This window comes from Priestia taiwanensis (assembly GCF_014638355.1).
Classification (GTDB): Bacteria; Bacillota; Bacilli; order Bacillales; family Bacillaceae_G; genus Priestia_D; species Priestia_D taiwanensis.
This window is the reverse complement of the sequence record NZ_BMFK01000001.1, coordinates 237,481-263,104: the sequence shown is the minus strand read 5'-3', so window position 1 is coordinate 263,104 and position 25,624 is coordinate 237,481. Positions and strand designations below refer to the sequence as shown.

At 37.2% G+C, this 25,624-nt stretch carries 28 protein-coding genes and 1 riboswitch; of the genes, 7 read left to right on the top strand and 21 right to left on the bottom strand.

Going from position 1 to position 25,624, the window contains the following annotated elements; genetic code table 11:
- Positions 1 to 727: 727 nt before the first annotated feature.
- Both IEV41_RS01310 and IEV41_RS20120 read left to right on the top strand, forming a co-directional pair.
- Positions 728 to 1,612 carry an aminoglycoside phosphotransferase family protein gene (locus tag IEV41_RS01310; protein WP_188386654.1) on the top strand — a complete coding sequence of 295 codons (885 nt, stop codon included), beginning with the start codon at positions 728 to 730 and terminating at the stop codon, positions 1,610 to 1,612.
- 353 nt (positions 1,613 to 1,965) lie between these two features.
- Positions 1,966 to 2,100 carry a hypothetical protein gene (locus IEV41_RS20120; RefSeq protein WP_268235122.1) on the top strand — a complete coding sequence of 45 codons (135 nt, stop codon included), beginning with the start codon at positions 1,966 to 1,968 and terminating at the stop codon, positions 2,098 to 2,100.
- A 323-nt stretch (positions 2,101 to 2,423) separates the two neighbouring features.
- Here the strand turns inward: IEV41_RS20120 and IEV41_RS01300 are convergent, their stop codons facing one another.
- From IEV41_RS01300 to IEV41_RS01275, 6 genes are all read right to left on the bottom strand, one after another.
- Positions 2,424 to 3,029, bottom strand: a complete 606-nt coding sequence (locus IEV41_RS01300) for a genetic competence negative regulator (protein WP_188386653.1) — start codon at positions 3,027 to 3,029, stop codon at positions 2,424 to 2,426.
- 202 nt (positions 3,030 to 3,231) lie between these two features.
- Positions 3,232 to 4,005: a metallophosphoesterase gene (locus IEV41_RS01295; protein ID WP_188386652.1), complete on the bottom strand. Its 774-nt coding sequence runs from the start codon at positions 4,003 to 4,005 to the stop codon at positions 3,232 to 3,234.
- Positions 4,006 to 4,094: 89 nt separating this feature from the next.
- Entirely contained in the window at positions 4,095 to 4,691 is a 597-nt protein-coding gene (locus IEV41_RS01290) for a LysM peptidoglycan-binding domain-containing protein (RefSeq protein ID WP_188386651.1), read from the bottom strand.
- Positions 4,675 to 5,277, bottom strand: coding sequence for a CPBP family intramembrane glutamic endopeptidase (locus IEV41_RS01285; RefSeq protein WP_188386650.1), 603 nt, complete (start codon positions 5,275 to 5,277; stop codon positions 4,675 to 4,677). Before IEV41_RS01285 ends, IEV41_RS01290 begins: the two co-directional genes overlap by 17 nt.
- Positions 5,274 to 6,794 carry a RecQ family ATP-dependent DNA helicase gene (locus IEV41_RS01280; RefSeq protein WP_188388634.1) on the bottom strand — a complete coding sequence of 507 codons (1,521 nt, stop codon included), beginning with the start codon at positions 6,792 to 6,794 and terminating at the stop codon, positions 5,274 to 5,276. The genes IEV41_RS01285 and IEV41_RS01280 overlap by 4 nt, the downstream gene beginning before the upstream one ends.
- Positions 6,794 to 7,840: a YpbB family protein gene (locus IEV41_RS01275; protein ID WP_188386649.1), complete on the bottom strand. Its 1,047-nt coding sequence runs from the start codon at positions 7,838 to 7,840 to the stop codon at positions 6,794 to 6,796. The genes IEV41_RS01280 and IEV41_RS01275 overlap by 1 nt, the downstream gene beginning before the upstream one ends.
- Positions 7,841 to 8,142: 302 nt before the next feature.
- On the opposite strand from IEV41_RS01275, the gene IEV41_RS01270 reads away from it, so the two are divergent.
- On the top strand, positions 8,143 to 8,391 hold the full coding sequence (locus IEV41_RS01270; RefSeq protein ID WP_188386648.1) for a ferredoxin: 249 nt from the start codon (positions 8,143 to 8,145) through the stop codon (positions 8,389 to 8,391).
- Positions 8,392 to 8,461: 70 nt separating this feature from the next.
- Entirely contained in the window at positions 8,462 to 8,845 is a 384-nt protein-coding gene (locus IEV41_RS01265) for a RidA family protein (RefSeq protein ID WP_188388633.1), read from the top strand.
- Here the strand turns inward: IEV41_RS01265 and IEV41_RS01260 are convergent.
- From IEV41_RS01260 to IEV41_RS01250, 3 genes are all read right to left on the bottom strand, one after another.
- Complete coding sequence (locus tag IEV41_RS01260; protein WP_229722110.1) at positions 8,842 to 9,738, bottom strand: hypothetical protein; 897 nt, start codon at positions 9,736 to 9,738, stop codon at positions 8,842 to 8,844. The genes IEV41_RS01265 and IEV41_RS01260 overlap by 4 nt on opposite strands.
- Before the next feature lie 88 nt (positions 9,739 to 9,826).
- Positions 9,827 to 11,467: a putative ABC transporter permease subunit gene (locus tag IEV41_RS01255; RefSeq protein ID WP_188386646.1), complete on the bottom strand. Its 1,641-nt coding sequence runs from the start codon at positions 11,465 to 11,467 to the stop codon at positions 9,827 to 9,829.
- Entirely contained in the window at positions 11,460 to 12,185 is a 726-nt protein-coding gene (locus IEV41_RS01250) for an ABC transporter ATP-binding protein (RefSeq protein ID WP_188386645.1), read from the bottom strand. The genes IEV41_RS01255 and IEV41_RS01250 overlap by 8 nt, the downstream gene beginning before the upstream one ends.
- Before the next feature lie 240 nt (positions 12,186 to 12,425).
- Here IEV41_RS01250 and IEV41_RS20115 point away from each other — a divergent pair, with 240 nt between their 5' ends.
- Complete coding sequence (locus IEV41_RS20115) at positions 12,426 to 12,554, top strand: hypothetical protein (RefSeq protein WP_268235121.1); 129 nt, start codon at positions 12,426 to 12,428, stop codon at positions 12,552 to 12,554.
- 300 nt (positions 12,555 to 12,854) lie between these two features.
- The gene (locus IEV41_RS01245) at positions 12,855 to 13,334 is read left to right on the top strand and encodes a GyrI-like domain-containing protein (RefSeq protein WP_188386644.1); all 480 of its coding nucleotides are present in this window, start codon (positions 12,855 to 12,857) and stop codon (positions 13,332 to 13,334) included.
- Between the two features lie 80 nt (positions 13,335 to 13,414).
- Here IEV41_RS01245 and IEV41_RS01240 read toward each other — a convergent pair whose 3' ends face one another.
- From IEV41_RS01240 to IEV41_RS01220, 5 genes are all read right to left on the bottom strand, one after another.
- Positions 13,415 to 13,831 carry a GNAT family N-acetyltransferase gene (locus tag IEV41_RS01240; protein WP_188386643.1) on the bottom strand — a complete coding sequence of 139 codons (417 nt, stop codon included), beginning with the start codon at positions 13,829 to 13,831 and terminating at the stop codon, positions 13,415 to 13,417.
- Complete coding sequence (locus tag IEV41_RS01235; protein WP_188386642.1) at positions 13,832 to 14,389, bottom strand: DUF6434 domain-containing protein; 558 nt, start codon at positions 14,387 to 14,389, stop codon at positions 13,832 to 13,834.
- 67 nt (positions 14,390 to 14,456) lie between these two features.
- Positions 14,457 to 14,942 (bottom strand): HXXEE domain-containing protein, encoded by a 486-nt coding sequence (locus IEV41_RS01230; protein ID WP_188386641.1) that lies wholly within the window; start codon positions 14,940 to 14,942, stop codon positions 14,457 to 14,459.
- Positions 14,943 to 15,034: 92 nt separating this feature from the next.
- Complete coding sequence (locus IEV41_RS01225; protein WP_188386640.1) at positions 15,035 to 16,921, bottom strand: vWA domain-containing protein; 1,887 nt, start codon at positions 16,919 to 16,921, stop codon at positions 15,035 to 15,037.
- An 11-nt stretch (positions 16,922 to 16,932) separates the two neighbouring features.
- Positions 16,933 to 17,823, bottom strand: coding sequence for an AAA family ATPase (locus IEV41_RS01220; protein WP_188386639.1), 891 nt, complete (start codon positions 17,821 to 17,823; stop codon positions 16,933 to 16,935).
- A gap of 395 nt (positions 17,824 to 18,218) precedes the next feature.
- Here IEV41_RS01220 and IEV41_RS01215 point away from each other — a divergent pair, with 395 nt between their 5' ends.
- A complete protein-coding gene (locus tag IEV41_RS01215) occupies positions 18,219 to 18,851 on the top strand; it encodes a DUF2238 domain-containing protein (protein ID WP_188386638.1) in 633 nt (210 codons plus the stop codon).
- 22 nt (positions 18,852 to 18,873) lie between these two features.
- Here the strand turns inward: IEV41_RS01215 and IEV41_RS01210 are convergent, their stop codons facing one another.
- The 7 genes from IEV41_RS01210 to IEV41_RS01180 all read right to left on the bottom strand — a co-directional run bounded on the left by IEV41_RS01210 (position 18,874) and on the right by IEV41_RS01180 (position 25,614).
- The gene (locus IEV41_RS01210) at positions 18,874 to 19,761 is read right to left on the bottom strand and encodes an EamA family transporter (RefSeq protein WP_188386637.1); all 888 of its coding nucleotides are present in this window, start codon (positions 19,759 to 19,761) and stop codon (positions 18,874 to 18,876) included.
- A 90-nt stretch (positions 19,762 to 19,851) separates the two neighbouring features.
- Positions 19,852 to 20,430: an ECF transporter S component gene (locus IEV41_RS01205; RefSeq protein WP_188386636.1), complete on the bottom strand. Its 579-nt coding sequence runs from the start codon at positions 20,428 to 20,430 to the stop codon at positions 19,852 to 19,854.
- Between the two features lie 245 nt (positions 20,431 to 20,675).
- Positions 20,676 to 20,807: riboswitch (FMN riboswitch) on the bottom strand.
- A gap of 174 nt (positions 20,808 to 20,981) precedes the next feature.
- Positions 20,982 to 21,050, bottom strand: a complete 69-nt coding sequence (locus IEV41_RS20300) for an excalibur calcium-binding domain-containing protein (protein WP_373284193.1) — start codon at positions 21,048 to 21,050, stop codon at positions 20,982 to 20,984.
- Between the two features lie 291 nt (positions 21,051 to 21,341).
- Positions 21,342 to 21,731, bottom strand: coding sequence for a hypothetical protein (locus tag IEV41_RS01195; protein ID WP_188386634.1), 390 nt, complete (start codon positions 21,729 to 21,731; stop codon positions 21,342 to 21,344).
- A 193-nt stretch (positions 21,732 to 21,924) separates the two neighbouring features.
- Complete coding sequence (locus IEV41_RS01190) at positions 21,925 to 22,992, bottom strand: acyltransferase family protein (RefSeq protein WP_188386633.1); 1,068 nt, start codon at positions 22,990 to 22,992, stop codon at positions 21,925 to 21,927.
- A 634-nt stretch (positions 22,993 to 23,626) separates the two neighbouring features.
- The gene (gene galU, locus IEV41_RS01185; protein ID WP_188386632.1) at positions 23,627 to 24,514 is read right to left on the bottom strand and encodes a UTP--glucose-1-phosphate uridylyltransferase GalU; all 888 of its coding nucleotides are present in this window, start codon (positions 24,512 to 24,514) and stop codon (positions 23,627 to 23,629) included.
- Between the two features lie 179 nt (positions 24,515 to 24,693).
- Complete coding sequence (locus IEV41_RS01180) at positions 24,694 to 25,614, bottom strand: LCP family glycopolymer transferase (protein ID WP_188386631.1); 921 nt, start codon at positions 25,612 to 25,614, stop codon at positions 24,694 to 24,696.
- Between the last annotated feature and the right edge of the window lie 10 nt (positions 25,615 to 25,624).

Here is a 25,624-nt window from a genome sequence, read left to right as displayed (position 1 = left end):
TCGAAGTTTATTTTCTATAGAAACAAGAGAAAAATCAGAAGAAATAAACATGCACATTACAAAAGTTTTGGAATACAACGTATCTCATACAACAAGAATAGCCTTACAACTGTCGTTTTAAAACAGATTGATAGGAAACCTTGTTAGTTAAAGTTTCTTATTCCACTAACGGGGCAGACTAGCTCAATAAGAATCCACTGGCTTTTTAAAAATGTTACAATTAGAAAAATTAAGAATTATCTTCATTAATTAAAGCGAGGTGCTTATCTCGGTAAATAACCCTAAATCTTCCAATAGTGTTACTCAGAACTAGAAACCGTTTAGTATTAGAAACATACTAAATATATATGGTATCTTTGCTTTAACTGGCTTATTATCTATAATTACAATGCCAATATCTTTATATGGAAATTTGAAGCTTTATTATTGTGAAGAGCAAATAATAGAGTCAGAGAAGATTAAACAATTTTCGGTATTCGTTCTTTGTTCAGCTCTGTTTTGCTATGTAACTATCGGAGCAGGTTTATAGAAGAAGGATTTGTATTATCCAATTATCGATAACTTAGTTACTAGCTTCAAAACCATAATTCACTTAATTGTCTCACAAAAATTGTGTTTATAATTACCACCGAGAGATGAAACAGAAATTAGCAATTGGCATTTTATGTTTATCTTTGACAGTCGGAATTACTGCTATAAATAATAGGAAAATAGAAAGGAAAGAGATATGATTAAAATCGACTCCGCACTAGTAACAAAACTAATAAATGAACAATTTCAAGAGTGGGCTCATTTAGAAATTAAACCAGTTAAATTAGATGGACATGACAATCGGACATTCCACTTAGGGAATAATATGAGTGTTAGACTACCAAGTGCCTCTGGTTATGTACCACAAGTAAAAAAAGAACAAAAGTGGTTACCGATTTTAGCCCAAAAGCTTTCAGTGCCTATATCTTCTCCAATTGCAAAAGGAGAACCGAATGAAGAATATCCATTCCCTTGGTCTATTAACAAATGGCTTGACGGCGAAACAGTAACTAGAGAAAACGTAAAAGACCTTAACCAATTCGCTAAAGATTTAGGTGAATTTTTAATTGAATTGCAATCTATTGACGCAAGTGAGGGTCCGGTAGCTGGAGCTCATAATTTTTATCGAGGTGCACCTCTTTCTGTATACGACCATGAATCTAGAAATGCTATCGAAAAAAATAGAGATGTTTTTGATAAAGTTATTTTAACGAAACTCTGGGATTTATCTTTAGATTCCAAATGGGAACGAGAGCCTGTATGGCTTCACGGAGATATCGCAGTAGGAAATATCCTAGTACAAAACGGAAAGCTGAGTGCAGTAATAGACTTTGGAATACTAGGTGTTGGAGACCCTTCATGTGATGCAGCTATGGCTTGGACCTTCTTTGATAATGAAAGTAGAACGGTTTTTAAGGACGTCTTAAAAATGGATGAGAGAACTTGGAATAGAGCTAGAGGATGGGCTCTGTGGAAAGCTCTGATTACATATGAAGAACACAAGAACGATGATATAATTAAATCAAAAGAAGCCTATAATGTAATCTTGACCATAGTTGAGGATTTCAAAATAAATCCTTAGTCGCAAAAGGAGTAGAACCAACTTCATATATTTGAGGTTCGTTTTTTCTTCAAAATTTATTGGTTGTGAAATCTCCCCATCAAATTGTAATCAGGGTATTTATGTTTAATTTCGCGAGAGAATACCCTTAAACTATCAGGTGCTTTAGTTGAATAAAGAGCTTAAAATAATCAAACTTTTTTATAAAAACCTTATACATAACAAAAAAAATGAAACTCCATTTTGATTAATCTTTTTCAAAATGGAGTTTTTGTATTTGTTATTTAATAAAGCGTAAAGTACAATTTTTAATCAATCTTTATTATGAAGCTCCAACAACAGTTACTAGTTAAATGTTTCGGTGAAGATTATACATGCAATCATATTTATTTCAAGCAAATCCCCCCATAGCATACAATAATGCCAATCAACTCGTTGGACAAGCTGGCTTAGACTACCGTGTGATGAATGTAAAACGGGAACGCGATACACGTACTAGGCATTATTGATTTATGTGTTAAGCAGACACATCGCTCACAAGGAGTTGGTTCTCTCCTCCTTCGTGAAATTGATGTTTTTTGCCAAAGGAAGAACAATTGACTTTATACTCTTATTTGCAGATGATTGACGTCTATAGGCTTCAGATTAGTAGACAATACATGCAGATGGCTTCAAATCGATGACGAAAACCAAACAATATACGGAATCATACCGGAGCCTATGATAAAAGAAGTAAGCGAAAGACAATGGGAAAACGGCGAACTTGATTTACTCGGATACCTATATTAACGACAAAAGAGCTGTCTCATCTACTGATGGGACAGCTCTTTTTTTATTTATGTGAAAGTGTCACGAAATGTTGATATATTTGACGTACTGCATGTTCCTTCATTAACTCTTTTCCATATTCCATAATACGATAAATGGTAATCGTTGATGAATTACCATACTCTGCTAGAATGGCGATGAAGTTCGGCTGATTTAAGCCCACTATATCCTCTTCATCAAATAAGAGATAGAAATGATTTTGGAAAGAATATAATTTCCCACCAGTAATTCCAAGCGGATGTAAAACTGTTGTTAATGCAATAACATCTTCTAATGTTTTTAATTCATATAAGATATCTTGCGTTTCATCCATAGTCACTTGCATTTCAATGAATTCATCTTCTAAATCTTCATCGAGGTCGGAATCATGGCTTTCCTTCGTCACAATGACTACCATTCCTTGTGCTTGCAGTGAAAATATTTCTACAGCAATTGGACCATCTGCCTCAAAGCCTAATTCTACACTTGCTTCATACATCATGTCACGGAATAGCTGCTGTACTTTCGGAGCATCTTTCCATAAATCATCTTTTGTTAGTCCACGCTCTAGAAGATCATCGAATGTTAAAAACACTTTAATCTTATTATAATTTAGTCGCTCTAGCCTCATCGCCAAACCTCCTTGCTTCTTGCTAGCTCTCGTTTTTTCTTTATCATATGTTCATTCTTTTCTTTCGTTCGCCCATTTTTTGTAGCTCGTCCATTTGTCATACAGTCTCGGTCTACATAAAAATAAACAAGGTAACGTCTAATTTTTCAAATTGTAACAAATTTCCTACTACATTATCAACTATGTTTTTACAAAAAAATATTTATACTTTCGTTTTCAACGTCAATAGATGAGCTTGTGGCTTTGCACCTAAACGAAGTGGCAAGCGTGTTGTACCGTAGCCATTGCTAATTACATGTACACATCCATCCTGCTCCTTTACACTACCTTGCTCGTATGGCCCCATACCAAATATTCGAATTTGCCCTCCATGCGTATGTCCGCTAAGAATAAGCGAAACATTATGTCCATCCTCTACAACTTTTGTAATATCAGGATTATGACTAACAAGAATGCGGAATGTCCCTCTTTCACTATCAGACATTGCTGCTTGTAAATTAGTTCGGCCTCGTGCCCAATCATCAACACCGATTAACGAAATTTTCTCTCCTTCATACGACTCAAAATGCACGGCTGTATTCTCTAACACTTTCACATTCATCTCTACCAACAACGCATCTAAGTCTTTCACGTTCACTTCTTCATCATTATTTCCCCATACGAAATACATTGGGCCTAGTTCTTTCAAACGCGTAAGATTTTCTTTCACCCGCGAAATAGGTACCCCTTTCTCTGCTAAGTCACCACCAATAATGACAAGGTCTATTTTCTTATCTATTTTCTCTAGTAGCTTAGGCGACACAACACGGCGATGAATATCAGAAATGAAAAAAATGTTCACCTCTCCAAACGTATGTGGAAAGTGCTCAAATTCCAACTCATGTGTGAGGAGGTTATTTTCCTTTGCTTGTTGATACATATATGTTAGAAGTACTATTCCAAGTAACATCGTACATCCTATTAGTACATAAATCATATCGATTCCTTCCTCCCTATCGAAAAAAAGCAATATCCCTCTATGCATCATACATCAGGATATTGCTTTTTGCATGAACAAAGTGTTGCTTACTTCACAATTTCTTTCACATCTTTTGGAATTTCTAATACGCTACCAACTACTAGATCTCTCGATTCTAGTTGATTATATTCTTCAATCACACGTTCTCCGTTACGATTACCGAAATATTTCATTGCTAAAGAATATAACGTATCTCCTTCTTTTACCGTATGATAAATCATATTATCTTGCTTAGGCGGTTCTTCCTTTTTCTCAGGTTGATCTTCTTTCGCCGGCTCTTCTACTGGCTTCGTTTCTTCCTTTGTTTCTTCCTTCGCTTCTGCTACTGGCTCTTCTTTCTTCTGTGTTTCATTTGTATTCCCTTTATTAACCGTCACACGTTCGTAATGATTAGGTGCGACTGTTTCTTGTTTGTTATGTTGATGAATAATATATGCAACAATTGTACCTGGAATTAAGATGAAACAAATAGCTAGCAAACGCACAATTGGATGTTTAATACGCCATCTTGTCTTCTTCTCTTCCTCTACGTGCTTTTCACTTCTAGGCGGTAAATGCAACATATCTGGTGCTTCTTCTGTTGGTCCACTCATTCTTTTTCGTAATATTTCTGCTTGGTCTAACTTCTCATCCTTCTTCGTCATCTTTACCACCTCGACTGTCCTCTTTATCTAGATGTAACCATACTCCCATTATGAAGTCAATGAGAAAATGTGCAAAAAACGTCACCGCAAGATTCCCTGTCTTCTCATATGCAATCCCTAGTAAGAAGCTGCACCCAACTACTAGGGAAAACAGAACAATTTTGTTTAAATATCGAACATGTAAAAGCGCAAATATAATACTCGCAATCACTAGTCCAAATTGTGTCTGAATCACTCCACGAAACAATACTTCCTCTGCAAAGGCAATAAGGAGCGTCAATCCAAATATTTCAGCAATCGAAATACTACGGAAAATACGGTCATTAATACCACCATCATCCATATAATCTTCAGGCAATACTTTCGTTAACACAACATTCAACAGCACGACAATACATGCTATCCCACCACCGTATACACCTAATTCATATGCATCAAATTGCCATAACAAGAAAAAGTGTTGAAGCGATGGAAAAACGAAATAACCGATCATAACAGCGAATGCTAACACTAATAATTGCGTAATGTATACATTCCACACGAGTTCTCGATCTGTCATTCGTTTAATCATCTCTCGTTGCTTCATGAATCACCCATCCCTTCTATTCGAAACAATTGACGTAATTCTTCTGGCCATGAAAATAGAGATGATACCTTTCCTTCGTCTGTTCGTTCGTATGCAGTAAGATTAATTCCACATCTATCACAACAATTAACAGGTCTATTTTCTACTGTTTCACCGAAAATACGTAAATACGCTTCTCGTCGACATGTTTCTGTATGTAACCATTCTTTCATCCCATATAAATTCCGTAATTTATGTTGTACCCTTGACTCAATAATCGTACATATCCTATGGAATGTATCTTCATTTAACTTGTTTTTCTGCACTGCGCTATCAACTATAACTCCTAACAACTCAAGTTGATACGTTAAGAAACGCCATTTCGCTTCATCTAAGCCAATCATACGAGTACAGTACATTTCTAATGCCTCCATTGTCGTATCATTTGCCTTCATAAGCATTGTATATAACTGCCGTACTTGCGCTTTCGTTGGTAGTTCTTCTTTCACCATCGCAAGCGGTACCTCATCATCTAATGGTGTCGATAGCAAAATGGCAATACTATTCTTCCCATCACGACCAGCACGACCGATTTCTTGCAAATACGCTTCCATATTTGTTGGATATTGAACGTGAATAACAAAACGAATATTAGGCTTATTCACTCCCATCCCAAACGCACTCGTACTCGAAATAATGGACAATTGATCTTTCATAAACTGTTGCTGAATAAGCATCCGCTTCTCATGTTCCATTCCGCCGTGATATGCTTCCACGCCATCCATTCCTTTTTCTTTCAGTGCTTCTGCAAGTTGTTCACTAAGTACGCGACTCGAACAATAAATAATACCTGGTCCCTGTAATTGCTGAACTAATTCATAAAGACGCTCTTTCTTTTCTTCCATCCCCCGTAAATGTTCGACCTTAATAGCAATATTCGGTCTATCAATCGAGTGAAGGTGATACGCAACATTCTGTAAACCAAGGCTTACCGTAATATCATGCAGCACTTCTTTTGTTGCTGTTGCGGTTAATGCTAAGACAGGTGGATAACCAATTTGCTGTAAGCAATCTTTAATTTTCATATAATCAGTGCGGAATTCATGTCCCCACTGTGAAATACAATGCGCCTCATCTACGACAAACAACGCAACCTTTAACCTCGCTAATGCATGTGCAAAGCGATCATACTGTAACATTTCCGGGGAGACGAAAATAAACTTAAATGTATGTAAATGAGCAATTGCATAACGTTTTTCTTCAAATGTTCGGAAACTATTGAATGCAATAACACGCTTCTCTCCAATTTGGCGTAACTGAGCTACTTGATCTTCCATTAGCGAAAGAAGCGGTGAAACAACTACCACACTTCCCTCCATTATGTAAGCAGGTAATTGATAACAGATCGACTTTCCTGCACCAGTAGGAAGCAACCCTATAACATTCTTTCTCGTTACGACATCTTCAATAATTTCTTTCTGCCCTTTTCGAAACGAATCATATCCAAATTTCTCACGTAATACTGTCTCTACTCTCATCACTTCTTACCAATCCTTGCTAATACAAGGCGAATCTCGAAATAACTTATATCATCCTCTAACGCTTCTTTCAGCTGCCGTAACTTTCTCGTCTTATATGTATGATAAGCGCCTTCGATACGCTTGTATTTTTCTTTTGATAAAAACAACTCAATATTTAACTGGCGATCATACAAGGCAATTTCTATAATGTGATCTTCGATTGTATTCCGCTTCAATCCCCTTCTTTTACTTATATCGTCAATAGAGAAGCCTTTTTGAAGCAGCTCATACGTTGTTTTTGTTGAATGACTTAACAACATTGTTTCTTCTGCTGGACAGATATATGCGAGCAAAGCATACTCTCCTCGCTGGCGAATAATACGTATCCATTCATGCAAGAGTTGTTGCGCGATGAAATATACACGCCATGAATGCATGCCAAGCTTCCTTCCAATTTGTTCATTCGTCCAGCCAATACGGTCGTGACCTGTTAAGCGCAACACAAAGATAGTCGCTTCTTCCTCACTTCTCGTTACTAAAAAGCGATAACATTCCTCATGTACCTTCTCTGCTAACTCATCACGCATGTACCCACTATGTAATAAAAATTGTTTCACCCATTTGGTTGTTTCTTCATCTTGAATAATTGGTTGAAATGTTTTACTTCCTTGCTTCATATGTGAAATCGTCTGAACAAGTAAGGATAGCCTTCTCCAAAACGTCATTGCCACATCACTATATTTGTATCCATTCATTTTTGTTGGAAGTGGCGCTATCTTTTCCTGTTCAAGAAGATGCGCTAAACCACTATCTGTCAGTTCGTATACGGAATTCTCCTTCGCCTTAATGTACCCTCGCTGACGTAGGTATGTAATGTGCTCGTCAAACACTGGGCGTGTTAACGAAGGTATAATCCGAAAATACGGTAATAACCCGTACATACTTGCATCTTGAATCGTTTGAGAGGACTTCTTTCCTTTCAATAAATGATAAAGTCCATATATTGTTCGATCCCCTGCAATTTGCTTCATCATCTTCATCAATAAAAAATGGAGCTCATTCATCTATTTGCCTCTCCTTCCCGTGCTTTATTACCATTTTACCAAAATTCTTCTCCCTGTTAAGCACCTTCTTTATAAAATGATAATATTATATCGTATCGGCACTTTTTCTTTGAAAAAATGGGCGTCTAATCTATTTTTAAAAAATAATAGTTGACATACCTAATTGATAACCATTATCATTATACTTTAGGCTTGAAAAATGAAGACAACTCTTTTACAATAAGATTAGACATCATGATTCATCTGTTGATGAACATCAAACATATGATTATCGATTTAATTTTATTAGGGGGTTTTTTCTCATGGCAAAATATACAATTGTAGACAAAGATACTTGCATCGCTTGTGGCGCTTGTGGCGCAGCTGCACCAGACATTTATGATTACGATGACGAAGGTATTGCATTCGTAACACTTGATGATAACCAAGGTATCGTTGAAATTCCAGATGTATTATTAGACGATATGATGGACGCTGTTGAAGGTTGCCCAACTGACTCAATTAAAGTAGCAGACGAGGCATTCGACGGAGACGCGTTAAAATTCGAATAGTATAAATACGTTTTAAAAAAGCTCTGCACGATGCAGAGCTTTTTCTTTTATAAACGAAAGGGGAGTCATGATGAAACGAACACACGTATACACTGGTTCACCATGGGAAAGTATTGTTGGCTATAGTAGAGCTATCCGTGTTGGTAATACTATTGCTGTCGCCGGCACAACCGCTATGAAAGATGGAAAAATTGTTGGTATCAATGATCCATACGAACAGACGAAGTTTATTCTCCAAACGATTACTTATGCCCTAGAAGAAGTAGACGCTAATTTATCCCACGTCATCCGAACGCGAATGTATGTCACGGATATTTCAAACTGGGAAGCGATTGGAAAAGCACACGGCGAATTCTTCCAACACATTCAACCTGTCGCAACGATGGTTGAAGTACAGGCGCTTATTGACCCTGACTTACTTGTCGAAATCGAAGTGGACGCCATCGTTCCTTAACCTTTCTGCTTCGTACAGTCTTCTGGCACAAGGTGCAAATCTTCCCACTTCCCGCTCGCACCTTTTTTGTATTGTCCTACTAAGACATCTGTGTCGTTCGTTAATTGAAAAAAGACGAATTGATACGCCTCTCCATCATCCCCCAACGCACCAATTGTCTTCACATATCCATCTTGCTTCGTTGGAAGTATTTTCTTCACAAGGTTACACCAATTCCCATACTTTGCTGCTACAACGGCTTCGGCATTATGTTGCCATAAATGATACGCCGCACAGAGGAAGTCTTCTTCATAGAATTCCATATCATTGATGTAATAACCATTCGAGTCTTTTTTGATGTAGACATAGCCATAATAATAAATAAACGATGATGAATGCTTGCTGGTCGATTGGATTGTTTCAATTTCAATGAAGTATCGAAGTACGTGGGGATGTTCTATATCTACTTGAACATGGTTTATTTTAATCAAATTAACATGAGCGATATCAGTAAACGATGTTAGAAATGTTTTGTAAGAAATCCTCTTTTGATAAGCTTTCGATAAAAAATTATACGCAACCGGATACGGTATCGTCCCAGCTCCAACGGATCCACATGGACGCCCGTCTAAATAAGCAAAATAAGCAGCTTCCCATAAAACACTAAAATAATAGAGAATTGTATCTTCAGGAGACTTCACAACTCTAGATGGTAATACAATTTCATCATACTTCTTGTCATAATACGGATCAAAGAAATCACGTGAAATGCGTGTATTCAACACAGGTAAACACGACGGACGAAAATATCGTTCTACGTCGTGTTTCTCGGTTCCCCTCTCCTCTACTTTACATCGCTCTTCCTTCAATTCCCCACCCATCACATATTTTTTCTTTTTTCGTGAAAAGAACATAAATGTCGGCCCCCATTCCATGTTAATTTCTTTTTATGTATAGACTAACCAAAAAGCATAGCTATCAATAAAATAGCTATGCTCCTTTTTATATTTTCTCCCATGCAGCTTCCACTTTTTTGTCTACATATACCTTTAAGACAACTACAGCAAGGATCAAAATTCCTACCATCATACCAAATAGCGCCCATATAGATAAGTTAACAGATAAACTTACTCCTACAGTAACACCGAACAACAGAACAGAAATAAAGAAGTGTAGTAACGTAATCCATCTATTCTTGAACAATTGTTGCTCTGTCTCCCAGTCCACCATTGGGTGATGCAGATCGACTAATGCACCAACTAAGTTATGTATCCACACTCCAATGAAAGAAAGAACGAGACATAACATAATTAAGATAAGAGGTGGCTTTAATACAGCAATTAACACTGCCGCAACAACAAGAAATTGTCCGAACGCAATGACCCAGGCCGCTAGTACCTTTCCATAAAATATCGTCTTAATTGGTACAGGAAGGAACTTATTCACATACCAATTATCCCCTTCTCGAGAAATAATCGTAATACCTGCCATATTAAATGTTCCCATGAACATCAACACACCAAATGAAACTGGTAAAAGGAATGTTAAATCAGTATCTCCCGAAAAAAGATTCCCTATATTACCGAAACTTCCATCGTTAAAGAAAAACACAACGAAAAAGATAGCCGGTGTTAATAGTGGCGTAATGATGCAGTGTAAAAGGAACGTTGGCGTACGGAACAACATACGGATTTCCTTCTGCATGTAAGATGGTAAGTGATTCGTCTTTGCCGTGAATTTTTCCATCGATTCACTAGTAATGGCTTTCCCGCTCTTCTTCGAACCAGAAGCGCTCATAATACCTTTGAAATATAGTTTATCCCCAACAAACACAAACAATAGGAAACTAACAAATGATAGTACAAAGAATATACATAGGAAAAGAAGTCCTTTTAATGTCGTACTTTCTAACATACTTACCGCACCAAAATACGAGCTTGGGAACAGATTAATGACAAGGCCAACGAACGAATTATTCCCTTCTTGCGCCATCTGTTGAATAGCATCGATTGACGTACTAGCACTACTTTGCATACGAATGACTACGTTAATTCCAATCGCAAATAAAACCCCAATGATACCGCCAATAATACGACTACGATCTTTACTTTTCGAGATACTCGTAAATCGCATAATAATCATAAGCACAATACTCATCACAAGCATCGGAATAATCGGTAACGCCAAGAAAACTAGTACCCCATATACATAATACAAAATGGACGCGCTACTCATTACACCGTATGTTACTAGAATAGGTGTTAACCATAAGAAAAGAATCGCATATTGTCCAATTAACACCGTTACAAACTTCGCTGTTAAAATTTGCGAAGAGGTCAACGGAAGTGGCAACAACAACTCTGTATCTTGTGCAAAATAAAAGACACTAAGCATGTAACTAATACTAAACATCATAATAATAATACTTGCCGACGCAAGAGCCATTCCAAGAACAAATCCTTCTTGGCCAATTGGCTTCAGCGTATCATACAACCCACCAGTTATATTGAAGAAAAAGAGTGAACTAATGAAGAGGATCAGAATATAAAGAAAGATTCCTAGTTGCTTACTAATCTTCCCTCCTGCCATACTTTGTGCATTATTCTTCAACAATAATTTCGTCAGCATCCACGTCCTATTCATTGCTTGTCATCTCCAAGAACATCTTCTCAAGTGACTCATGCGACTTAAAGTGATCTCTCATTTGATCTAGACGACCACAAAATTGCAATACTCCTTTATTAATAATCCCTACTCGGTCGCACAGCTTCTCTGCTACTTCTAATACGTGTGTTGAGAAAAATACCGTCTTCCCTTTCGCTGTATGCTCTTTCATCATTTCTTTTAACGTAAACGCTGACTTCGGATCAAGTCCTGTTAACGGCTCATCAAGAATCCATACGTCTGGATCATGAACGAGTACACCGATAATAACAATTTTCTGCCTCATCCCATGTGAATAACTTTGAATTGGGTCTTGTAACACATTTTCTAAGCCAAAACGCTCCGCAAGGCTTGTAATGCGTTCTTTTCTTACTTCCTGTGATACATCATACATATCCGCCATGAAATTTAAATATTCAATCCCCTTTAAGCGTAAGAAAACATCCGGGCTATCTGAAACATATCCAAATTGTTTCTTTGCAGCAATTGGATCTGTTTTCAAGTCAATACCATTAATGGTGATACTCCCTTCATCAATAGAGTGAATTCCAGTAATCATCTTAATTGTCGTAGATTTCCCGGCACCGTTAGGACCTAAGAAACCAAATATTTCTCCCTTATGTACGGTTAACGACAGATTATCAACAGCCTTAGAAGTTTTATTGTATCCTTTAGAAATGTTTTGTAAGTGAATCATTTCCTTCCTCCCTTTTCGAATTTATGGTTCATAACCAAAAGACAGGATGACATATGTATGACTTACGGTGATGAACCAAATTTATATATACACCTATTTCGACATAAAATTCGACAATCCCTTTTCAACATACAAATTTTAGAAATTAGTTACAAATGGATTACAGTCCCTTCACAAACATCCATATACGTCCAAAAAAATGATATAATAGTAAAAACTTTCACACAAAGGAGTATTCCGGTGACAAGACCATTAGCTGTCATTATTCAAGCTACCTTATTCTCACTAGTAATTGGATATTTCTTTCCTACTACACAAAATTACATACGTAGAACCGATCATGTAGGTACCATTAACGAAAGAAAATAAATTCACGAAAATTGCTTTCCATACACCGTATCTCCTATACTATTTCTTGTATAAAAGAGAAACGCTAACAACAGACGTTTTCGAAGAAATAACAAAACCATTTTCAAAGCTAGAACCGATGAGCTATCAGCTCTCGCTTGCTATTAAACAACATTTAGAGAGTAAGAATAGTACAGGTGCCTTAACAATAGCTGAGAAACACATACACACATATAAACACGTCGGATTTATGCAAACCGAGCAACAACATGTAACCATGCTAAAAAAAATTAACCACTTAATTCAAGGAGGAATTAATACATGAACGAACCGACATTCGTAACATTACGTGAAATGAAAGTAATTGGTATTCACACCGAAACAAAAAACAGTACAGAATTAACCGAAGAAGCAAAAATAGCACCTCTGTGGAATACGTATATGACGAATAACATCGGATTATCGATACCTAACCAGTTAAAGCAAGCACCAACAATCGCCATTTATTCTAATTATGAAAATGATGAAACAGGAAAGTATATGCTGACAATCGGCAAAGAAGTAGTCAAAACGTCCGATGTACCAACTAACATGGTGGCACAAACAATTCCAGGTGGCCGATACGCAATCTTTACATCACGAAAAGGCGTATTACCAGAAATCGTCTTTGAAACGTGGCAATATATATGGCAATGGTCGAAGGAAAACGCTCGTGCCTTCACGTATGATTTTGAGTTTTATGATGAACGTTATAACGACCCAACTAATTGTCAGGTCGAAATTTATGTGGCAATGAAATAAACACATTTTTTATTCACGACAATTAATAAATTCATAAAAAGAGAGGGAATTTCATCCTCGAATGAAATCTCCTCTCTTTTTTATAAATCTTTCTTCAAATAATAATGTACATGTTCCCTTCCGACATTTTCTAATGCTCCGTATACCTCAAATCCATACTTTTTGTAGAAGTCTAATGCTTGAAAACTAAGTGTATCTACTTTAATAAAGTCACATTCTTTCTCTCTCGCAACCTTCTCTACTTCCGCTAGTAGCTTACTCCCATATCCTTGTTTTCGTAAGTCTTCATCTACATGCAACATATGAATCTCTAACCAGTTCCAACAGAGTGCTCCGATAATACCACCACGCACCGTGTCCTCTTCATCTTTCACAAAAATATTTACTTCCTTATACCTTCCGTGAAACTCTTCGGCAAAATGAGCTAAGTTATATTCGTACAACTTCTTATTAACCTCATCCTTATCTGCCTTATTCAACTCGTGTATAATTCGCATCTATCCATACCTCCTGCTCCCTCGTTTATTCTTTACTTCCTTCCAGGCATCAATCGCATCTTGGCGACTCTTCCCATTGTTAGCTGGATCGGCGAAAAAGTCACGTGTGAACTGATTGTATTCAAACTGTGATGAGATTTCTTTCTTATACATGGGATCTTTCTTTCGCTTCTCCTCTTCATGCCAAGCGTTTACTACATCTTGATAAGTCTTTCCTACGTTTTGTTTGAAGTAGGTTTGAATATACGTAGAAAAATGAAACTTCGGTCCAATTACTTCTTTGAAAAATGCACGTACATGTTGGCTACAACGATGATGTTCTGTAATAACAGTATGTAACGTTAATACGACATTCTCAGTCGGCTTTGATACTCTCTTTCGTACCGGTTTTTGTATTTCTCCCGTACGTAGGAATACATCAATCCGCTCTGTAATGTCCCCTTTTGAGCCAGAAGCACTCATCCCATGCTGACGACAAAATGACTGCAACTCCTCCTTCAACCAATAATATGCACGAAAATCTTCTATATGTATTTCCTTCGTTAATGCTGGTCGCACCACTACCACCTCCGTATGTTCTTCCCTTATTGTAGAACATACGTTTTAAATCTTCGAATAAAACGACTTAAACAAGCGATTTTCCAACTAGTAATGCAATTAGTGCGAATGGCGTCTGCAGAACAAATCCTACTAGAAGATAAAGTGGTATTTGCTTCTTTGTTAGTACACCTTTCCTGTACAAGACAACTATCGAAAACAAACAAAATGGAAGCAACAGAAATACTGCTGTTAGAAGTCCCGGAACGTAACTCCAGAAATATATCGCCTGCAAGACATGCCCAATCCCATTCGCCAAAAACACACCCGCTACAAGCCACGCAAAGAAAATGGTTGGCTTCATCCATAAAAAACGCTTTCCAACAAAAGCAACTAAACATCCGACGAGCACAATTAACCATAGTAATAAAAACGCAGCGGTAAATTCCTTCCTTGATAGCGCAAATCCAAAAGGTAACGTAAAATATTCGATAGTAATAATCTCTTCGATGTCATGAAAGAGAAAAATAACCGGAAACAACAACATCAACTGCCGAATTGTCACTCGCTTCATTCTATCACCTCAACATATACGTATTCTTACTTCTCCATCACCATGAATATTCCTCTCTTTCGCACGAAAAAAAGATGCCCCGCAGGACATCTCTATTGGATACTCTTTAATAATAACTTTTTCAGAAGTGGCTTGATTTTCAAGCGAAGGTCTGTCGCATCTTTTGCGACAAGGAAATGATGATCATATATATTCTTCATTAAGTTATACGTCTCTTCATTTTCTTCCCCTTCTTCAATGAATATCCCGATCACTTCCATTCCCTTTTTACGTGCGTATTTTACCGCTTCATGCGTGTCAAGAATACCATCTTGCTGGTAATCTAACGCTGACGGCTCACCATCTGTAAATAAAAGAAGGAACTTATGCTTCTCTGGGCGCTTCGCTAAGGCTTCTGAAGCAAGACGAATAATGAAGCCATCACGGTTATCTTCTTCTTCCGTTAACTGCATAATCTCAGCCCCTGCATGATGATTCAGTGATGTTTCATATGTGATAACTTCATGCAGAACGTTTGGTTTATACTCTTCCTTTGCACTTGAAGCATCTTCCCAGAAACCATTAATTGCATGTGGGATTCCTAGCGATTTTAGTGCTTCATGGAATAAGACAACACTTTTCTTCGTTTCATCCATTTTGTTAAACATCGAGCCTGAGCAGTCTACTAGTAAATGGAACGCAACATCCAACTCCTTCGACTCTTGCCCTTTCTTATAGAACATACGTGGCTGTTTCTCGGTAAAGACACGTAACCACTTTTTGCGAAGGCGACCGTAATACTTATCGGTCTTCGCATTCTTCTTGTTCTCCATCGTCTTCTCGATGACTTTTTGTAACTCTTTTACTTCTTTATGTACAAATGACTTAATTGTACTGTAAGTAGCTTTTTCACTTGGTGTTGACGTACGTGCTGCTTTGTACGTAATTTCCGCACCAATGTTATATTTCCCGTATTTCTCGCCAGGACCAGCAGCAGCTTGTGATGCACGACGGTCTTTCTCATCATTGTTATCAAAATTGTTTTGCTTACTTTTACGAGAATTACCGTATACCATGCCCATCGCCTGGTCACCGTTCTCTTCTTCACGTGCAGTTTGTACATCTAGACTCGTCTTCGTACCGTGCTCTAGCTCAAACTGTAGGAAGTTCTCTTCATCGTTGTTTTCATTTTCACGATGCCATGTAGAAAACGTTTCGTCTTCTGCGTTCTTCTTCTCTTCGTCCACATCTTGCTTATCATCATTATCTAATTCATGAACAGGACTTGGACAAGATACTTTTTCGTTTTCATTCACAAGAGGTGCAATACCGAAATAATGATTAATCATATCACCCTTTAATTCACTTTCTAAACGATAGCGAATTTTCTCGACGATGTACATCACATCTTCCGTCGAACGTGCTTCAAACACATCGAATAAAATCGGCTCGATTATATCCATATATTCATTATCAAACGACTCATATTTATCATTCGTAAGCATGATATAAATAAGGCTGAACAACATATCTGCCTCGAAGTGACGAATACGGTTCGTTTCGTATTGTCCTCTAAAATGATTACGATACACTTCTCGACGACGCGCGAAAATGGATAACGTACCAGGACGTTTCTTCTTAATAATCTCTTCTAGGCGTAAATCTTCTATTAATACGAATACTTGCGTTAATAAACGTTGAAGCGGAGATTCTAATAGTAACTCCTTCGTATATTCACGATACACTTTCATGTCAGAGAAATGTCCATTTCCAAGTGCCTTTAAGTAAATTTCACTCTTTAAGCCTAATACTTTATCTTCTTGGCTGCGATCATCCCAGAAGTGGCTATTCGCCACTTTATTTTGACGCTCATCATAATACGCTTGGAACGCATATTCTAATGCTGCACCATCACGCTTCAACAAGGCGTACATTAAGTTTTCCATTTGTAAGAAGAGTGACGCATCGATCTTCTTATTGTTAAACATAATAGGTTTCATAGAAATCCCTCTTAACTAAAGTAGCTTTCCGCTAATTCACGAACCGTCATTTGTTCTGCTTCATCTGATAACTTCGCAATGATACTACGCTCAATTGCACGCATTACTGGAATATATACACTCAAGTCACATGCATCAAGAATACCACGAATACTCGCTGCTTCTTCGCTTACACGACCGTCTTTCGCTAATGGAATTAAATCGCTAGAGAACTGAACGAATTTTTCGATCATCGCTGCGTCCTTTTGCAGAGAATCTTTCAGTAATAATTGCTGTAATACTGCTCCGCCGATGTACGGAACTTCAATAATAACGAAACGGTTCTTTAATGCTTCATTTAGTTCACTCGTTCCAACGTACCCTTCGTTAATTGCCGCAACAACACGGAAATCTTCGTGACCGTAGACAACTTCTTGTGTGAACGGGTTTGTGATCATTTTACGATAATCAAGTGCACCGTGCAGTAACGGTAACGTCTCAGGCTTGGCCATATTAATTTCGTCGATATATAAGAATTGACCTTTCTTCATCGCTTTCATTAATGGGCCGTCAACGAATGTTACTTCTGTTGATGTACCTGTTCCTTTTAACGTGTTATATCCAAGGATACCTTCTACATCTAAGTCAATTGAGCAGTTGATGCTGTGCATTGGCTTTTGGTATAAGTAAGAAAGTGTTTCGGCAAGAACTGTTTTACCACTACCAGTTGGTCCTTTTAATAGAACATTCTTTCCTAATAAAAGCGCCGTTAATGCATCTTCGATGATGCTCATATCTTCGGCTTTGTATTCTTTCTTCCCTACTAAGTGCTTATCTTCATCTGTTAAATTCGCTGCATGTTTCGCTTGAACGTCTGCTAGCGTCTTCTTCAGCGTTTCATTTATTGTTAATGTTTGTAACATGTTATCGTACCACCATTTCGTTCTTTTTCTGTCAACTTTGTGACATACTATACTATCATAACGGCTTTTAGACTGTTATGCAAAGGGAAAACACATATTTCTACGTTGCATATACTACTACATTTTTTCACATACTGAGAGGAGATTACTTATGATGAGCGAGTCCATAGAAGCCTCCGAGTGTCGCTTTCCGCGGGCGAGAGTAAGCCTCCTCGACAAGCCTGCGGGGTCTCACTTTCCTCGCTTTTCCCGCAGGAGACGCCACTCTCCGTTACATGCATAAAATGTCCTTTATTCTAGAAAAACAACCACATCATTTAATGACGAACTTTGCTTTCAATAGACAGAAAATCATTGAAGTGTTAAAAAATTATTTGCTACGGAGGTGAAAGGTCATGCGAAACAAATTTCATGTCTTCTTGCTCTTGTGTGTTATCGGTGTCTTCATCTGGTCTGTTATTAAGCCTCATGGGTATTGGCTATGGTTCGCAGAGGCTTTACCAGCTATTATCATCGTAATCATTGTCCTTGCAACGTATAACAAATTCCGACTGACGACACTTTCGTATGTTATTCTTGCATTACTATGCATCATCATGTTAATTGGCGCTCATTATACATATTCAAAAGTCCCTCTCTTTACATGGATACAAGACATGTTTGATTTAAAACGAAATCACTATGATAGGTTTGGGCATTTTATGAAGGGATTTTTCGTTATTGTAATTAGAGAAATAGTAGTACGAAAGACCGCCTTATCAATAGGCATTTGGCTCAACGGAATTAGTACAAGTATCATTCTAGCACTTGCAGCATTATATGAAGTTATCGAATGGATTGGATATACGTTAACAAATGGAAAGGCGGACACAGACGGATTCCTAGGTGCACAAGGTGATATATGGGATGCACAGTGGGATATGACACTTGCCTTCATCGGTTCGATTGTTGCGTTGTTACTTCTTTCACGTCTTCATAATCGATTGTTGAAGAGGATAAAAGGCCGATATGTTCCGAAAAGAGACTAATGACGTAAAAAGGAGGGAATCATCATCCCCTCCTTTTTTCTGTCCTCATCAAACGAATTTGAGGAACAGCAATCCCAATTAAAATAAGGATAATCCCTCCCCACTGCCACACACTTACTTGCTCACGAAGGAGTGCCATTGACATTAACACCGCCACTGGTAATTCTGCCGCACCAAGGATTGTCGCCATGCCACCGCCAATTTTCGGTACACCGATGGAGAAGAAAATCGTCGGAATAACCATTCCAAAGAAACCTAAGAACATCCCGTATTTCCATAGTCCATCAAACAATACACCATTAGTGAAAAAGGCTGGTGGGAAGATGATAAAAATAAGCAACATCGCTCCCGTCACAACAACAAAACTCCTACTTAATGCAGGTAACTCCGTTGCCACACGTCCACTGAAGAAAATAAATAACGCAAACGTCAACGCTGAACCTAATCCTAACAAGAAGCCAGCTAGCGTCCATTCAAACGTTGCACCTTCTAAGACACCTCCAGCTAGCACCGTTCCAACAAGTAAGATTGCAATTGATATAAGCTTTTCCTTACTTGGAAACGTACGTGTCACCACAGCTTCCAAAATCACACCAATCCACGTGAACTGGAATAAAAGCACAATTGCAATCGACGCTGGCACCGTTTGTAGTGAGCTATAATACAATACTCCTGTCAAACAAGAAAATACACCAACAAACAAGAGCGGAAAAATGTGCTTCGTCCCGACTTTATGACGCGAAAACATCAGCATTAAAACAAAAGTAAACACCCACCCAAAAAACATCTGGCTAGCAGTTACTTCATTGACTGTATAACCAGCCCCATAAGCGAGCTTTGTAATGGTAGATAATAATCCATAACTACATGCTCCTAAAAAGACGAATAAGTAATACTTCACAACAACCATCCTCTCTTTTCCCACGCAAAAAGGCACAGCGGTCTACAAAACCACAGTGCCTTTTTTACTTGGAAGACTACAAGCTTTTCTTCATTTATATTACGCGTTCTTCATTTTCATCTGAAGCCACGGTTTTAAACGCTGGAATAATAATACGAGCACGATTGCGATAATGATACCTTTGATTGCGTTAAATGGCATAATACCTACCACTACAACATCTTTCACTGCCTCACTAGACATAGCTGGCATATTTAAGAAGTATGTGTACGCTGGGAAAATAACGTAATAATTCAATACGCTCATAATCCCTGTCATCAAAATTGTACCAATGACAAGACCAATCGTTAAGCCTTTTATCGTATGATACTTACGGAATAAATACGATGCAGGTAAAATATATAAGCACCCCGCAACAAAGTTCGCTATTTCACCGACCGGAACAACTGTATAGTTCCCTTGTAAGCCGACGTAAATAATATTCTTAATTGCCTCGACACCTATACCTGCTAGTGGTCCAAAAATAACGGCTGCAATTAACGCTGGCACCTCACTAAAATCAATTTTTAAGAACGGAGGTAACCCCGGCAGTGGAAAATTCAGCATCATCAATAAATACGCGATACTGCTTAACACCGCAATAATAACCATCTTTTGTACTTTACTATTCTTACCCATTTCTTCCTCTCTCCTTTTTCCCGATCACCTCTTGGAAAACAGAAAGGTCCTTACACGCTTTTCTTCTTACCCGTGCACAAAGAAATACTGTACGCAAAAAGAAACTTGTATATATACAATTGTTACAAGCTCATCCATCTACGCCAATTATTTCTTCACAAAAAAACCTCTATTGTTATCAATAGAGGAGAATAATTAGGCACGATTAAGAAGCGTCCAAAAATCTTATTTTTGAACACGCGAACCTCCATCTTCTCCCATCCAGACTATACTGTCGGCTTTGGATTCACACCAAATCAGCCTTTCGGCTCACGGGCTTAAGAAGTCTTGCTCCTCTCACCGCCGGTCGGGAATTACACCCTGCCCTGAAGATAGATCGATATTTTATTATACGTAGTTCATTATACATTAGCTTTCTCATTTTGTGAACTACATTGTCTAAATTTAGCGAGAAACAGTAGGAGCTATCTACACACGAAAAAGACGTATGTAAATAACATCGTCATTACACACGTCTCGCTTAAAAGAGCTATTCATCTAGATATTATTTTCTATCGTTCACAAGCAATACCATCACCATCTTGGTATAACTTTGAGGAGTAACCTTGTTCACTGTACATAATACTTTGACTTCTGAGCAATTTTCATATGAAACATTCGCTTAATTTTCTCTCCACTTAGGCTTAGTGTTCGTCCTCTACCTCAACAACTAACGTCATCATTGATAACACTAAAACTAATAGGCATGAGCCATCATGAAGAATTTTCTTTCGAGTTAGATATATAAATTTAGGCAATACTCGGCAAGGCTGAATGAAACCGATAATGACTACAAATAGAATGTAAAAACATCGCTACTAGTATTTCCCTAGAGCAGATGTGTGCAACACTTCAACTTCTCTACAAAAGGCTCAACTAGTAACAACAACCTCTAGCGAGGAATGATGTTCAATCGCTTGTTGTAACTCTTTCCCTTTTCTCTTCATTGTAAGTTCCCATTCCATTCCTTCGTCTCCTTCAAATAAGAAGATACTCTTCATGAAATAATAATCAATCACTACTCGATTAAATAGAAACCATTCCTTTTCTTCAACAATTTCTACTTTGTCCCCGAACGCCATACGACACTCAAAAATTGTGATACCTTTCGTATGTATCGCCACATAATACGTTTTGAACTTCTTTCGTAGCCTTGCTTTTGAAACAAATAATAATGGTTCTCTTCTTTCTTCTGCAAAATAACGAGCAATACTCTCCTTTGCAAATGAGAACCAGCAAGACTTTTTATTGCCTTTTGCCATTTCTACTGCTACCCTCCTTCAGATATTATTTCCAGATAAAATAGCCCTTATTATTCATAACATTAAATAACCGCAATTTATGTCGAAGTTTGTCGTTTATAAATTGGTAATTGTACACAATTAATTATGTAAACTAGTGCGAGTAAAAAAAGATGGATATTCAGCCTTAATCTGAACATCCACCTTTCTCCACTCACACAGCAACCCCTGTATGTCCTTTTCTCTCCTCAGGTACTTTCAATACTCTCCCTACTACATAATGTCCATAAGGAATTTTGCTAAAGATAGAAGCGATAACAATCGAACCTAACAAACTAAAAATAAACACAAACAGCATATGCATGACAATATCATGACTAACGACACCTAGTTTCCACACAATCAAATGATGAATTAAGTAAATATTGAAGGAATATTTACTTATGAATAAGACGGGACTTGGGACTCTCTGTATCTTTGATGATACGAGTATAATGAAGAAAAGGAAGCTCGTTGTATAAAGCATCACATCAATTCTCTTCGAAGAAATAACTTCTGGTAAGCCTACATTTCTCAACATAATTACTGCCACTACGCAGAAGATTGGTAAAGCACACACAACGAACCAATATCGATGCAATAACTGCTTAAATTCGTCATAATACTTCCCACAATAGAAACCAAGTACAAAATAGAAGATCCAACCGCCAAATAATAACCAGTGACCTCGATCCCATATGTACGCGTAGAATAGACCTTCTGGTACTGGATAAAAGTTAAAAACAGCTAAATAGAGGGCATTCACAAGAAATGCAAGAGGAAGAACTTTCTTCGGTGACCATCTTGATAATTGCTTATAAAACAGCATATGAAGAAAATAAAACTGAAAAATAATGAGGATAAAATAGCCAATAAATTGACCTAAAAAAATGTTGTTCGCAAACTGCATAAGAAAGCTCTCAAACGTCCCATCACGATTAAAGGCGAAAGCAAAGACCATTCCCATTGACACATACGGAATTAACAATGCTTTCACCCGTGTCTTCAGAAAGCCTTTTGGTACACCACTCGCATAATTCTTCGCAAACAAAAACTCAGAAATAAAAATAAAGGTAGGCGTCGCATACATCAGTCCCATCTGCATAGAAGATAATATACGTTTCGTCTCGTCAGAAGAATAGTTCGCAAAAAACTCGAGCCCCGACGTAATCGAATGAATAGCAACAATAGACAAACAAGCAATACAACGTAACCAGTAGATTTCGTTCACAGTTTTCTTCACTGACTTCCCCTCCATTCAATAAAGAATTATCGTTTCTTTCATTATATGATGAATTTATCCTCTAAACGAACAAAAAGGTATTGGGTATTCTTTGCTCCCAACTTATTTTTCTATTTTGTATGTCCGATACGGTTACTTTATCTCTTTTTTGTATTGTCGTCTTTCCCTTTACATCTATCACAACTAAACAATAGTGTGGCGCTTAGTTTCCTGTTGATGGTGTTTTTATCTACTACTTATGGAAATAATTTATCTATCCCCATATTTACCGATATAACATCCCCCACTTCCGTATAGAATGAAACTACTTTTCAAATGGGAAAAAGAATTCTCAATATTTATATTAATAATCATCTTTTCTTTTTCCAAAACACATAATATTGCCTTCTATTATCCACTACCAAGTATTTTTTAATAATCATATAACATAGAGCAATTTAAAATTACAGTATTGAAAAATAATAACTAAAACAAAAAAAGAGATAACCACCCTAATCAATAAGTGTAGTTATCTCTTTTTGATTTTATATGCCATTTTTTAACTCTATAATATACTATAGAGCCAAAAAATTAACGGGCTTCTCTTAATCAAATATTACGGGAAGCTATAATCTAATATACTCTTTGTTACTGCTTACTTAGTAGACTGTAATAATTCCGTCTCTACTAATTTTTTCATGTAGTTCATCAATTCTTCTTTTAACTCTTTGTGTTGCAACGCCATTTCAATCGTTGTTTGAATAAATCCAAGTTTTTCACCGACATCGTAGCGAATCCCTTCAAAATCATAAGCGAATACACGCTGAACTTCATTTAATCGTTGTATAGCATCTGTTAATTGAATTTCTCCACCTGCACCTGTTTCTTGATTCTCCAAAAACATGAAAATCTCTGGTGTTAAAATATAACGTCCCATAATTGCTAAATTAGATGGTGCAGTACCTGGCGCTGGTTTCTCTACAAATTGACGCACTTGATAACGGCGCTCCTTTTGTTCTATTGGATCAATAATTCCATAGCGATGTGTTTCATTTTCATTTACCATCTGTACACCAATAACGGATGACCTCGTTACACCATATTCGTCCATTAATTGACGTAAGCAAGGTGTCTCTGCTTGAACAATGTCATCGCCTAATAATACTGCAAAAGGTTCATTACCAATAAATTTGCGTGCACACCATACCGCATGCCCTAATCCTTTTGGTTCTTTTTGTCTTATATAATGAATATTGATTTTAGAAGATGCTTGTACTTTTTCTAATATGTCTAATTTCCCTTTTTCTTCTAAGTTTTGTTCTAACTCCACCGAATGATCAAAATGATCCTCAATTGCTCGTTTTCCTTTTCCTGTTACGATAATGATATCTTCAATACCTGATTCAATTGCTTCTTCTACAATATATTGAATAGTTGGTTTATCTACAATTGGTAACATTTCTTTTGGCATCGCTTTTGTTGCCGGTAGAAAACGTGTTCCCAATCCAGCTGCAGGTATAATTGCTTTTCTTACTTGTTTCATAATTTACTTATCCCCTCTTTCATTTATTTAAAAGTGGATTCGCTTTCACAAAGAGCGGACAAAACGATATTTCTCTATTTTGTAAGGAAATCTTATTTAGCTTCACTATAAATATAAATTTTCATAATAAAATATCCAATGGCTTGCCTACTTGTCAAGGTACATTGGATATTCAGTTTCTATTTATTCAACTTTAAATGGTTTCTGAGCTCTTCCGATGCTTGTTTCTTTGATTGTTCTGAAACAATTAAATAATATATGCCATCTATCTTTTTACCTTCTCCTTGCAATGTCACGCTTTCCATTTTATTCGCAGCACTCTTGTAATCTGCTTGAATCGAAATCATTTTGCCAAAATCCAAGTCAGTTTTCACATTATTTTCAACCGCCGATAAAACGCCTTGATAACTCGTTAATGTTGACACCGAAGCACCTTTTTTAATAACAGCTTCAATTACTTGACGTTGCCTTGCTTGACGTCCAAAATCTCCTTCTGGATCTTTCTTCCTCATACGTGTATATTTCAAGGCATCATCACCATTTAAGTGAACCACTCCTTTTGCGAAATGAGTACCATCTTGGACAAAGTCTAACTTATTATTTACATCTACTCCCCCAACTGCATCTACTATTTCTTTGAAGCTATGCATATCTACTTGGACATAGTAATCAATTGGTATTTGTAAAAAATTTTGCACTGTATTAACAGTCATTTCTACTCCACCAAATGCATAAGAATGATTAATCTTATCCTGGGAGCCTTTTCCTATAATTTCAGTACGTGTATCACGTGGGATACTAAGCATCTTTGTTGATTGATCCTCTGGATTAACCGTCAACACAGTCATTGAATCCGAACGACCGCTGTCTGTTCTTCCAAACTCACCACTATCCACCCCTAATAATAACACTGAAAATGGCTCTTTCTTTTTTACGTCTATTTCCTGCTCACGAACTTTTTCTGTTTTAATTGGCTCATAAATTGAGTCTGCTGTATTTTTCACGTCACTATACACTTTGTAAGCAAATACTCCTACAGCAGCTAGTAATACCACGAAAACACTTACTATTGAAATAATAATTTTTTTCTTTTTTGACATAGCTTTCGTT